Annotated in this window: 10 protein-coding genes; all 10 read right to left on the reverse strand. The window is 70.5% G+C overall.

Annotation, left to right across the window (positions count from 1 at the left end; all coding sequences use genetic code 11):
- Positions 1-194: 194 nt before the first annotated feature.
- Positions 195-914, reverse strand: a complete 720-nt coding sequence (locus RSA25_RS04665; protein WP_332807736.1) for a GntR family transcriptional regulator — start codon at positions 912-914, stop codon at positions 195-197.
- Positions 915-981: 67 nt separating this feature from the next.
- Positions 982-2,349: an SLC13 family permease gene (locus RSA25_RS04670; RefSeq protein ID WP_332807737.1), complete on the reverse strand. Its 1,368-nt coding sequence runs from the start codon at positions 2,347-2,349 to the stop codon at positions 982-984.
- 87 nt (positions 2,350-2,436) lie between these two features.
- Positions 2,437-3,357: a malonate decarboxylase subunit epsilon gene (gene mdcH, locus RSA25_RS04675; protein ID WP_332807738.1), complete on the reverse strand. Its 921-nt coding sequence runs from the start codon at positions 3,355-3,357 to the stop codon at positions 2,437-2,439.
- Positions 3,354-4,169 carry a triphosphoribosyl-dephospho-CoA synthase MdcB gene (gene mdcB, locus RSA25_RS04680; RefSeq protein WP_332807749.1) on the reverse strand — a complete coding sequence of 272 codons (816 nt, stop codon included), beginning with the start codon at positions 4,167-4,169 and terminating at the stop codon, positions 3,354-3,356. The genes mdcH and mdcB overlap by 4 nt, the downstream gene beginning before the upstream one ends.
- A gap of 41 nt (positions 4,170-4,210) precedes the next feature.
- Positions 4,211-4,861, reverse strand: coding sequence for a malonate decarboxylase holo-[acyl-carrier-protein] synthase (gene mdcG / locus RSA25_RS04685; protein ID WP_332807739.1), 651 nt, complete (start codon positions 4,859-4,861; stop codon positions 4,211-4,213).
- Complete coding sequence (mdcE, locus tag RSA25_RS04690) at positions 4,854-5,582, reverse strand: biotin-independent malonate decarboxylase subunit gamma (RefSeq protein WP_332807740.1); 729 nt, start codon at positions 5,580-5,582, stop codon at positions 4,854-4,856. The genes mdcG and mdcE overlap by 8 nt, the downstream gene beginning before the upstream one ends.
- Positions 5,579-6,487 (reverse strand): biotin-independent malonate decarboxylase subunit beta, encoded by a 909-nt coding sequence (locus RSA25_RS04695; RefSeq protein ID WP_332807741.1) that lies wholly within the window; start codon positions 6,485-6,487, stop codon positions 5,579-5,581. The genes mdcE and RSA25_RS04695 overlap by 4 nt, the downstream gene beginning before the upstream one ends.
- Positions 6,484-6,804, reverse strand: a complete 321-nt coding sequence (mdcC, locus tag RSA25_RS04700; protein WP_332807742.1) for a malonate decarboxylase acyl carrier protein — start codon at positions 6,802-6,804, stop codon at positions 6,484-6,486. The genes RSA25_RS04695 and mdcC overlap by 4 nt, the downstream gene beginning before the upstream one ends.
- 10 nt (positions 6,805-6,814) lie before the next feature.
- Positions 6,815-8,458 carry a malonate decarboxylase subunit alpha gene (gene mdcA, locus RSA25_RS04705; RefSeq protein WP_332807743.1) on the reverse strand — a complete coding sequence of 548 codons (1,644 nt, stop codon included), beginning with the start codon at positions 8,456-8,458 and terminating at the stop codon, positions 6,815-6,817.
- Between the two features lie 193 nt (positions 8,459-8,651).
- The gene (locus tag RSA25_RS04710) at positions 8,652-10,853 is read right to left on the reverse strand and encodes a TonB-dependent siderophore receptor (protein WP_332807744.1); all 2,202 of its coding nucleotides are present in this window, start codon (positions 10,851-10,853) and stop codon (positions 8,652-8,654) included.
- Positions 10,854-11,206 lie beyond the last annotated feature (353 nt).

Consider the following 11,206-nt stretch of genomic DNA (forward strand, 5'->3'; position numbering starts at 1 on the left):
CTGGGAACAACCCGCATCTAACCCGGGTCGGGCCGGCCGGGGGCCGGCTCGGCAGGTGGCGGGTTCCCCCGCCCCCGGCCAGCGCCCGGCACTACCTTTGCGTCCCAGGAGCCGGCCAGCGGCCGGCATTACCCTTGGCTCAAACACCGCCGCACGGGCTTCAACACCGCGCAGCCGCCCACCGTTCCAACCGGCTACCTGCCCCCCTCCGTGGGCAGCGGCGCCGGCACGTTCAACAACCCACCGGCCGTGACATACGCGGCCAGGGCCTGGCCCTGGCTGAGCAGGTGGCGTTCCATGGTGCGCTCGGCCGCGGCCGCGTCGCGCTGGCGGAAGCACTCCATCAACGCGCGGTGTTCGGCCAGCGACTGCGCGGTGCGCCCCGGCGCCAGCAGCTGGCGGCCGCGGTGCATCTTCAGGATGCGGTGCAGGTCGTGGGTGATGCGGATCAGCCACGGGTTGCCGGCGTAATGCTGCACGGTCTCGTGGATGAGGTAGTTGTTGCGGTAGTACTCGGCGATGTTGCCCTCCGCCGCGGCCGCTTCCATCGCGGCATGCAACGCCTCGAGCTGCTGCACGCCGGCATCGTCGATGTTGCGCACCGCCTCGTGCGCGCAGCGGCCTTCCAGCATCGCCATCACCGGGAACAACTGGTTCAGGTCTTCCAGCGTCAGCCGGGTCACCCGGCAACCGCGTCCGGCATCGATCTGCACCAGGCCTTCGGCGGCCAGCAGTTTCAGCGCCTCGCGCAGCGGCGTGCGGCTGATCGCCAGTTCTTCGCACAGCGCCGGCTCGTCGATCCATTCTCCCGGCGGCAGCCGGTAGTCGTAGATCCGCTCGCGCACATGCTCGGCCACCTCTTCATACAAGGGGGCACGCTTCTTGGTGGATCGCGGGGCAGGAGCAATGGCCATGCCAGATTGTAATCCCTTCATCCGGAAGGGGCGGGCCCGCGCCCCGCGCGGCCCCGCCCGCCAGCCCTTACATCCAGCCGGGCACCACGAACACCAGCCACGCCAGCAGCGGGCCGAAGGCCACCACCAGGCCGCTGTAGACCAGGAACTGGCGGAACAGCGACTCGCGCTCTTCCTTGGCCGCCGAGGCCACCACCAGCGCACCGTTGGTGGAGAACGGACTCACGTCCACGATGGTGGAGGACACCGCCAGCGCGCAGATCACGCCCGCCGCGCCCAGGTGCCCCTGCATCAGGAACGGCACCGCCAGCGGGATCGTCGCGCCCAGCACCGCCGCCGAGGAGGCGAAGGCCGACACGATGCCGCCCACGTAGCAGACCAGCAGCGCGCCCAGCAGCGGCAGCCCGATGTCGGACACGCCATTGCCGATGAAGTCCACCGCACCGGCCTTCTCCAGCACGCCCACATAGGTCACCACGCCGCAGATCAACAGCACCGTGGACCAGCTGATGCCATCCACCGCACCCTTCTGGCTCTTCGGCGACAGCAGCGCCAGCGCCACCGCCACGGTGATCGAGACCAGGCCCACGTTGAGGTTGTAGATCAGCGCGGCAATGCCCAGTCCCAGCAGGCCCACCAGGGTGAACAGACGCTCGCGGGTGATGCCCACCGCCTCCAGCGCATCGGGGTCGTTGGAGAGCGTGCCGCCGCCGGCCGCCACCAGGGCGCCGTGGCCCTCGATCGCGAACTGCCGCGAAGAGGCCTGCGGCCCGCCGGCCATCGCCAGCCCGGCCGTGCCCACGCCGCCGCCCACCGCCACCGCGCCGCGGCGCAGCAGCGCCACGCCACCGAAGGCGAAGAAGCAGATCGTGGCCATCATCAGGTTGAAGCCCAGGCTGGTGAGGAACACCGCCATCTCGGTGACTTCCAGCCCGGCTTTCTGCACCACGCCATTGGTGATGCTGCCGTACACGCTGATCGGCGAGAAGCCACCGGCCTGCGCCCCATGGATGACCAGCAGGCCCATCAGCAGCGGGTTGATCCGGTACTGCTTGGCAAAGCGCAGGGCGACCGGCCCGATGATCGCCACCGCCGCCGGGCCCAGTGCGCCGAACGCGGTGAGCACCGCGGTCACCACGAACATCACCCAGGGAATGGCCACGATGCGGCCGCGCACCGCCCGCACCGCCCAATGCACCAGCAGGTCGATGGTGCCGTTCTTCTGCGCGATGGCGAACAGGTAGGTGATGCCCACCAGGGTCAGGAAGAGGTCGCCGGGGAAGCCCGCCAGCACTTCCTTGCCCTCCATGCTGACAAACACCCCGCCGATGATGAAGGCCAGCGCGAAGGCCACCGCGCCCATGTTGATCGGCAGTGCGGTGGCGACGATGAACATGATCACCAGACCGATGATCGTTGCGACTTGTGGACTCATGCGCCCTCCCAGACACGTGATTGGCGTACAGCACGGATGGAAGCCCGCCATCCCCGGGTACGACGCGTTACGGCATCACGACAACGCTTACGCCCGCCGGCCCAGGGTGGCGTCCACCCACGCCGCCGCCCCGTCCAGCCCTTGGAATTCCTCGATGGCCCGCACGTCGCAGCACGGGTAGTCGCGGGCGACCATGTGCGCCAGCGCCGTGCCCGGGCCCAGCTGCAGGAACACCCGTGCGCCACGCTCGAAGGCCTGGCGCAGCACCTGCGACCACTCGATGGTCTGCGCCAGCTGGGCCGACAACGTGTGCACCACGCCGGCGCGATCGCGCACGGCGCGGGCATCGATGCCAGCCAGCACCATGCGCTGCGGCGCCGCCAGCGCGGCCTGTGCCAGCGCGGCCGCCAGGCCCTCGGCGGCCACGGCCAGCAGCGGGGTGTGCGCGGGCACATGCACCGGCAGCGGGCGGACCTCGGCGCCGCGCTGCGTTGCCGCGCCTGCCAGCGCCTGCAGGGCCGCGCGGGTGCCCCCCACGATGAAGTGATCGGCGCCGTTGACGATGGCGATATGCGCACCGTGCGCCGCACACAGCGCCTGCAGCGGCGCGCGCGCCAGGCCCAGCACCGCCTGCATGCCCGCATCCGGCGGGCTGGCTGCATCCATCAGCTGCGCGCGCCGTGCAGACAGCTGCAGGCAGGCGGTGACGTCCATGCTGCCGGCGATGCACTGCGCGGCCAGCTCGCCGATGCTGTAGCCGGCCACCACCGTGGGCGATGGCAGGCGCGTGCGCAGTGCCTGCCAGTGCGCCAGGCTGGCCGCGCACAGCAGCGGCTGCGCCACCGCGTTGTCGAAGCGATCCTCGCCGGCAGCGGCCTCGAACGCGTCGCGCCCCAGCACCGCCTGCAGCGCGGCCAGCGCCTCGCGCGCGGCGGGCAGGTCGCGTACCCGGTCGAACATCGCCGGGTGCTGCGCGCCCTGGCCGGGGCAGAGCAGGGCCAGGCTCATGCGGCCTCCTGCTGCAGCAGGAACCAGCTGCAGGCCAGCAGGTCGGCACTGCCCCCGGGGCTGAGCCGGCGTGCGACGAAGCCCTCGCCGATCACCGCCAGCTGCGTGTGCCAGCCCGGGGCGAAGGCGCCACCGGCGGCGATGAACGCCCGTGCCTGCGCGCGTGCCCAGGCCAGGCCATCGGCACCGCCACGGTGCAGCAGGTTGAGGTCGTCCACGTGCGCCACCAGCCGCATCAGCGTGTGGCACAGCGCGGCCTCGCGCGGCAGCCCGGCGGCCAGCGCGTGGCGCAGGGTGGGCAGGCCCACCTCGCGCAGGATCGGATACCCGGCGATGGCCTGTTCGCGCACGCCGGCCACGCCATGGGCGGCGCGCATGCGCTGGCCGGGGCTGGTCGGGTCCAGGGGCGCACTCGCCAACGCCGGTGCCCAGCGCTGCACGGCCAGGCAGACCTGCTCGGCGGCGGGCGGCCCGGCCGTATCGCGACGGCATGCGGCGGCCGCCGCCACCAGCAGGCCCAGGCTGAAGATCGCGCCACGATGGGTGTTGACCCCGCCGGTGGCGCGCTGCATCGCGGCCTCGGCGGCGATGCCAAGCGCGCGCAGATGCGCGAAGGGCGCATCGACGGCACCGGCACGGGCGGCATCGCGGAAATAGTGGCGCAGCGCAAACAGGCTGCGCAGGAACGTGCCGGCATCCATGTCGGCGTGGCTGCCGCGGTCGAACGGCGTCACCAGGCCCGGCTTGGGCGCGCAGGCCAGTTCGGCATGCAGGCTGGCGATGGCCAGCCGGCCCAGCCGCGCGCTGTCCATGCGGGCGGATGGGCGGGGCAGGGAGGCGAAGGCAGTGGCGTTCATGCGGGGATGCCGGTGGCATCGAACAACCGCTCGCGCGGTTCCAGCGCGGCGCCATCGATGCGCTTGACCAGCACCTGGCGCGTGCTGCCGGCGTACTCGCGCCAGCTCACCGCGCCGCCACCGGCCAGCAGCAGTTCGCCGTCCACGCGCCGGCTGAAGTGGGCTTCCCAGGCCTGCAGCCGCGTCACCAGGCGGTCGGCCACCTCGGGCGAATGCACGCGCCACAGCAGGTCGATGTCCGAGCCGGCGTGCACATAGGCCAGGCCGGTCAGGGACTGCCACGCGAACGCGCCGAACACGCGCGCCGGGGCGATGGCATCCAGCGCCTGCAGGGCCGGCCGCCACGCCGGATCGTGGGCCAGCCCGGGCGTGGCGATCACCGCGCCGAGGGTGGGCGGGGCAAGCTGGCGTGCGATGTCCTGCCGCGCTACCCGCAGCGCCAGCCGCTGTTTGCCCTCGGCCGGTGGCAGCGGCACGCCCAGGCGCAGGCGGGGATCGGGATCGTCGGCTGCCCGTCGCGCCACCACCGCAGGCGCGCCCTGCGCGAACCAGGCCAGCAGGCGCGGCTCACGCGCGGGCACGTCGGCGCGCCAGCCGGCCTGGGGGGCCAGCCAGACCAGCGTGTGGCGGGCCGGCTGCTCAGGCATCGCCGGCGGCCACCCGGGCGGCGACGCTGGCGGCCTGCTGCCGCCCGCCGCGCTCGGCACCCTGCACCGCGCGCCGGTCGCCGCTGGCCGGCGTGGCCAGCGCCTGCAGCAGCGCGGCGGCCAGGTCGCCGTCCCACACCGACTGCACCGCGCCCATGGCCACGTAGTTGGCCACGCCCGGCGCAAATACCGGCGAGCTCTCGCTCAATGCCTGCAGTTTCTCCAGCGGTTGCTTGGTCACGCGCGCCATCGCACGCAGGTCCATCACCCGCACCTGCGCACTGGGCAGGGCGTGGATGTGGTCGGCCATCAACCCGAAGGACAGGAAGCCGCCGCTCACCGATTCGCCGTACACCAGCGTGACCAGCCGCGCACCGCGCCGCCGCGCCAGGTCCAGGGTCTGCGCCAGGTGCGCGAAATAGCCGTTGATGCCCAGCAGTTCATCGCGGCGGGCCAGCCGTTGGCCAGCGGTATCGACCAGCATCACGATCGGACGATGCGGATGCGCGGCGGTGCTGGCCAGCACGGTCTCGGCCAGCACCAGCGCGTGGTCCACGCCGACTTCGATCTTGTCGGTGGTGCCGATGACCGTCACCTCGCCGTCGGCGGTGCGCGCGGTGCCGGTCAATACCGAATCGTGCACGGCGATGGCATGGCCGGCCGGGAACAGCGCGGCCAGCAGCGGTGCCAGCGCGGGGCGGGTGTCGGGCGAAACACTCATGGCAGGCTCCGGTGGGCGGTGGCGGCAAGGAAGTCGTCGGTCTCCAGCAGCGGCAGCCGTTGCGGATCTTCGATGCCCTGCAGCGCCCAGATATCCACGCCGTCGCGGCAACCGCCCCACGCCTGCGCACGCGCCTTCAGCGCGGCGTGGCGGGCCTGCAGGGCAGCCAGCGCGGTGTCGGTATCGGTGCTGGCGGTGTCCGGCTGCAGCGCGTCGGCGGCGGCCTGGGCGAAGGCCTCGATCGCATCGGGCACCAGCACCTGCGCCTGGTCGATCAGGTAGCGGTGCTTGCCGCCGGTCACCCGCCACACCAGCGCCCGGTCGCGTGCGTCGAACTCCTCCACGCCGCGGACGGTTTCGATCACTTCCGGGCCGGACAATGACAGCCGCCCTTCCTCGGACATGATCACGGTGGTGCAGCAGCGCGCCACGATGCCCATGCCCCCGAAGGCACCGTTGCCGCTGCCGATCAGCGCCAGCACCGGCACGCCGGCGGCGCGCACGTCCAGCGTGGCGCGCATGATTTCAGAAATGGCGATCAACCCGGCGTTGGCCTCGTGCAGGCGCACGCCGCCGGTATCGAGCAGCAACAGCACGCCCTCGGGGAGGGTGCGGGCGGCGCGTTGCAGCAGGCCGGTCAGCTTGGCGCCATGCACTTCGCCCACGCCGCCGCCCATGAACTGGCCCTGCTGGGCGGCCACCAGCACGCGCTTGCCGTGCAGGCGGCCTTCGCCCACCACGATGCCGTCGTCGAAGGCGGCCGGCTGGTCGAGCTGGGCCAGGTGCGGGCTGAGCACCCGCTGGGCAGGGCCGAGCAGCTCGGTGAACGTGCCGGCATCGAGCAGCCCGGCGATGCGCTCGCGCGCGTCGGCCTCGTAGTAGCTGTGGCGGTGCACCCGGCTCATGCGCCACCTCCGGCGGTCAGGGCCTGCACCGCCTGGTCCAGGCGCAGGCTGACCACGGCCGGCGTGGCGCCGGCATCGTTGATCGACACGCGCACGTCGCGCAGCGGGTGGCGCCGGGCGAAATCGCCGATCACCGCCTGCCAGATGCTGCCAAAGCCCTGCGCGGCGGTGATCACCTGCACGGTCATGGTGCCGTCCAGCGCCGCCGGTTCCAGCAGCACTTCCAGGTTGCCCGAGGCGAGCACGCCCACCAGCACCGCGGCGCGGGGGAACGGCACATCGGTGCTGCCGTTGAATCGATAGTCGAGGGTTTCCATGGCCTGTCCCTTACCAGTTGCGGAAGCGCTTGGGCGGGTCGTACAGACCGCCGGACCAGCGCACCAGGTCTTTCACCGAGCGTGCGGCCAGCAGGTCGCGGCTGGCATCGCGCACGTTGATGCCCAGGTCGTCGGGACGTTGGATCACGCCGCGGTCGCGCAGGTTTTCCACCATCGCGCGGTCACGGCCCAGGCCCATCGCGGTGTAGCCGGCCACGCCGCGGATGGCCTGTTCGCGCTCTTCCGGGGTGCGGCACAGCAGCAGGTTGGCGATGCCTTCCTCGGTGAGCACGTGGCTGACGTCATCGCCGTAGATCATCACCGGCGGCAGTGGCATCGCCGCGCGCTCGGCCAGGTCCCAGGCATCCAGGCGTTCGACGAAGGCCGGGGCCATGTGCTCGCGGAAGGTCTCCACCATCTGCACCACCAGCTTGCGCCCGCGCGGCATCTCGCCCGGGCGCGCGGCCTGCTGGCCCGCCTTGAGCCAGGCCGGGCTGGCATGGCGGCGGCCGCGCGCGTCCGAGCCCATGTTGGGGGCGCCGCCGAAGCCGGCGATGCGGTCGCGGGTGGCGGTGGAGCTGTTGCCCTGCAGGTCGATCTGCAGGGTGGAGCCGATGAACATGTCGCAGGCATACAGGCCGGCGGTCTGCGAGTACGCGCGGTTGGAGCGCATCGACCCGTCGGCGCCGGTGAAGAACACATCGCTGCGGGCGGCGATGTACTTCTCCATGCCCAGCTCGGACCCGAACGAATGCACCGAGGACACAAAGCCCGATTCGATCGCCGGGATCAGCGCCGGGTGCGGGTTGAGCGCCCAGTGCTGGCCGATCTTTCCTTTCAGCCCCAACGATTCGGCATAGGTGGGCAGCAGCAGTTCGATCGCCGCGGTATCGAAGCCGATGCCGTGGTTGAGCCGGTTCACGCCGTACTCGGCGTAGATGCCCTTGATGGCCATCATCGCCATCAGCACCTGGATCTCGGAGATCTGCGCCGGGTCGCGGGTGAACAGCGGTTCGATGTGGTTCGGGCGCGGCGCCTGCACCACGAAGTTGACCCAGTCGGCGGGGATGTCGACGCGGGGGAGGGTGTCGAGGATTTCGTTGACCTGGGCGATGACGATGCCGCCGCCGAAAGCGGTGGCCTCCACGATCACCGGCGTGTCTTCGGTGTTGGGGCCGGTGTAGAGGTTGCCGTGGCGGTCGGCCGCCTGCGCGGCGACCAGGGCCATGCGCGGGGTGAGGTCGATGAAGTAGCGGCCGAACAGTTCCAGGTAGGTGTGGATGGCCCCGATCTGGATGCGCCCTTCGGCGACCAGGTTGGCCAGCCGCACCGACTGCGGGCCGGAGAAGGAGAAGTCCAGCTTTGAAGCGATGCCGCGCTCGAACACGTCCAGGTGGGCGGGCAGGGACAGCACCGACTGCACCATGTGCAGGTCGTGCACACGCGCCGGGTCCAGCTCGGCCAGGGCCTGGGCCAGGAAATCGGCCTGCTTCTGGTTGTTGCCCTCCAGGCAGACCTTGTCGCCGGGTTCCAGCAGCGCGTGCAGCAGGTCGGCCACGTCCTTGGCGGCGACCTCGCGCCCGCGGGCCCAGGGGGCGGCCCGTTCCAGCCGCGCCTGGCGGCCGCGTTCCAGTGTGTCCCAGCTCGGATTCATCGACGGGGTTCCAGATGGCGTCCAGATAATTACGCCATAATTATGAAGCCGGTTGCAACCCGCAGCGCAGCAAAAAAAAGGCCCGCCAAGCGGCGGGCCCATTCAGGTTGAAACGCGCGGGGGGCGTGGCGAACCCCGGGAGGCCACGACCGTGGGCCGTGGCGGGGCATCCCACGCAAGCCGCCGGTTGCGCTTAGAACTTCCAGCGCAGGCTGGCCGCCACGAAGCGCGGTTCGCCGTAGTTGTTGTAGTCCAGGTTGGCCCAGTAGGTCTTGTCCAGCGCGTTGCGCACGCTCAGGGTGGCGGTCCAGTTGTCGCTGATGCGGTAGTTGGCATTGAACTGCACCAGCGCATACGCCGGCTGGTTCACCGTGACCGTGCCGCCCAGCGGGTAGGGGATGTTGTAGCCCTGCACCTTGCTCTGCCACTGCACGCCGCCGCCCACGCTCAGGCGCGCCAGCGCACCGCGCAGCTGCACCTGGGTGTTGAGCTGCAGCAGGTCTTCGGCCGGGTTGGCGTAGAGCAGGTCGGTGGCCGCGCGGGTCATCTTGACGTGGGTGAAACCGGCGTTGACCGTCCAGCCCGGCAGGATCTCGCCGTTGACGTCCATTTCCCAGCCGCGCACCTTGGTGCCGTTGACGCCGATGTAGGCCGAGGTGCCATCGCTGAGCGAGCCGTCGGGCACGCTCATGTCGCGCACCGCGTAGTTGTCCTGCTTGGCCTCGAACACGGCGGCATTGGCGGTCAGGCGGCCATCGAACCACTGCGTCTTGATGCCCGCCTCCAGGTTGGAACCCTGCACCGGGGCCAGCAGGTTTTCGTTTTTGTCCTTGAAGTTCTGCGGGTTGAAGATTTCGGTGTAGCTGGCATAGGCCGACACGCTGGGGGTGATGTCATACACCAGGCCCACGTACGGGGTGACTTCATCGTCCACCTTGTAGGCACCGCTGGTGGCGGTGTAGGCGCCGGCCACGTTGTAGGCGCGGGTCAGCGTCTGCCAGCGGCTCAGGCGTGCACCGGCAATCAGCGACAGCGGGTCGGCCAGGCGCAGGCGGGTGGCCAGGTACACCCCGCTCTGGGTGGTCTTGGCCACGCGGCGCGCGCCGGTGCGGGTGTAGGTCACCTCGGAGATGTCGCCATCCCAGCTGTGGATGTTGGGGATGTAGTAGCAGCGCTCGGTGCCGCAGCGCGCCCAGTCGGCGGGGTAGTTGAGCGCCAGCGTGTTGGTGGTGCTCTCCAGGTCGGCCCACTGCGCGCCCAGGGTCACCTCGTGCTCGCGGCCGAACAGCGCGAAGCTGCCGGTGAGGTAGGCATCCACGTTGCGGCGGGTGTCTTCCGAATCGCCGGCGGCGGTGCGCAGGTAGATGCCCGCCCCGGTGGCCGGGTCGGGGTAGCCGCTGCCGTACAGGCGGATGTTCTGCACGTTGCCGCGGGTGTAGGCGGTGTTGATCTTCAGCAGCCAGTCCTCGCCGAGGCGCTGTTCGAGATTGGCGAAGGTGGTGCCGGTTTCGCGCTGCCAGTAGCTCCACCTGGGGGCGACGTTGGTCGAGCGCGGCAGGTGCGCGAAGTTGCCCTGGCTGTCGAAGAACGGGACCGTGCCCCAGGTGGAACCGACCGGGTTGTTGTCCTGGGTCTGGTAGCCGACGGTGACGGTGGTGCTGTCGGTCAGATCGCCTTCGAGCACGGCCATGCCGGCCATCTTGTTTTCCTTGTACCGGTCGTAATAGAAATCACGATCGGTATAGGCGGCCACCACGCGGCTGCGGAAGCGGCCGTCGGCGGTGAGCGGTGCGTTGACGTCCGCTTCCATGCGGCGGTAATCCCAGCTGCCGGCACTGACCGAGAACGAGGCGTCGAAGTCCTTGCCCGGGCGCTTGCGCAGCAGGTTCACCGTGGCCGAGGGCACGCCGGCGCCGCTGAGCAGGCCGTTGGCACCGCGGATGACTTCGATGCGGTCGTAGAAGGCGGTGTCGTATTCCTGGTTGGTGGAGCCGCTGTAGGTGGGGATGCCGTCGACCTGGAAGTCGGTGATGGCAAAGCCGCGGGCGTAGTAGAGCGGGCGCTGGGTGTCGTAGAAGGAGACGCTGACGCCGGTGACGTTGCGCAGGACGTCGTTGATGCTGAACAACGATTCGTCCTGGAGGCGCTGGAGGCCGATGGAGCTGGCCGACTGCGGGGTTTCCTGCAGGGTCATGGGCAGGCGGGTGGTGCTGGACGGGGCAGGGCGGTCGCCAACGACGCTGACCTTGTCGAGGGTTTTGGCGTCGGCGCCGCTGGCGGCATCGGCGCTGGTGTCGGCCAGGGCCAGGGGGGAGGCCAGCGACAGGACGGCGAGCAGGGCCAGGCCGAGCGGGGCGCGGCGGAGGGAGCGGGGCGGGTGGTGGCGGAAGGGCATGCGCAGGTCTCGGGCAGGTCGGTGAGGGGAAAACGGCAGGCAGCAGGCACGGCAAGCCAGCGCCGAGGGCGCCAGGCGGTAGATCCATCCAGGGAGGGGACGCGCCGACCGTGGGTCGGTTCCTTTGCTGCCGTTGGGTGAGCAGGACCTGGCGGCCGTCCGTGGATTCCGGCCAGGCCCGCGCTGGCAGCGCAGGGTGTGTAAATGTAAAGCGTTCTCATTCGCTTTACAATTCTTCAATGATTTTTGGCTGAGGTTTTTAGGTGCCCATGGGAGAGGCAAGAGCGCGCGAGTGCGTTGCCTTGTCGCTTGGGGCGGGTACGGGCGGGGGTGCGGGACACGCTGCAAGTCCC

It is taken from the genome of Stenotrophomonas sp., from assembly GCF_036662295.1.
In the GTDB taxonomy this organism is placed as follows: Bacteria; Pseudomonadota; Gammaproteobacteria; order Xanthomonadales; family Xanthomonadaceae; genus Stenotrophomonas.

What these genes read in the sequence shown, in the direction of transcription:
- RSA25_RS04665 (WP_332807736.1), bottom strand. Translation starts at nt 914, where the DNA reads ATGGCCATTGCTCCTGCCCCGCGATCCACCAAGAAGCGTGCCCCCTTG.
- mdcG (WP_332807739.1), bottom strand. Translation starts at nt 4,861, where the DNA reads ATGCCTGAGCAGCCGGCCCGCCACACGCTGGTCTGGCTGGCCCCCCAG.
- mdcH (WP_332807738.1), bottom strand. Translation starts at nt 3,357, where the DNA reads ATGAGCCTGGCCCTGCTCTGCCCCGGCCAGGGCGCGCAGCACCCGGCG.
- mdcA (WP_332807743.1), bottom strand. Translation starts at nt 8,458, where the DNA reads ATGAATCCGAGCTGGGACACACTGGAACGCGGCCGCCAGGCGCGGCTG.
- mdcC (WP_332807742.1), bottom strand. Translation starts at nt 6,804, where the DNA reads ATGGAAACCCTCGACTATCGATTCAACGGCAGCACCGATGTGCCGTTC.
- RSA25_RS04695 (WP_332807741.1), bottom strand. Translation starts at nt 6,487, where the DNA reads ATGAGCCGGGTGCACCGCCACAGCTACTACGAGGCCGACGCGCGCGAG.
- mdcB (WP_332807749.1), bottom strand. Translation starts at nt 4,169, where the DNA reads ATGGACAGCGCGCGGCTGGGCCGGCTGGCCATCGCCAGCCTGCATGCC.
- RSA25_RS04670 (WP_332807737.1), bottom strand. Translation starts at nt 2,349, where the DNA reads ATGAGTCCACAAGTCGCAACGATCATCGGTCTGGTGATCATGTTCATC.
- RSA25_RS04710 (WP_332807744.1), bottom strand. Translation starts at nt 10,853, where the DNA reads ATGCCCTTCCGCCACCACCCGCCCCGCTCCCTCCGCCGCGCCCCGCTC.
- mdcE (WP_332807740.1), bottom strand. Translation starts at nt 5,582, where the DNA reads ATGAGTGTTTCGCCCGACACCCGCCCCGCGCTGGCACCGCTGCTGGCC.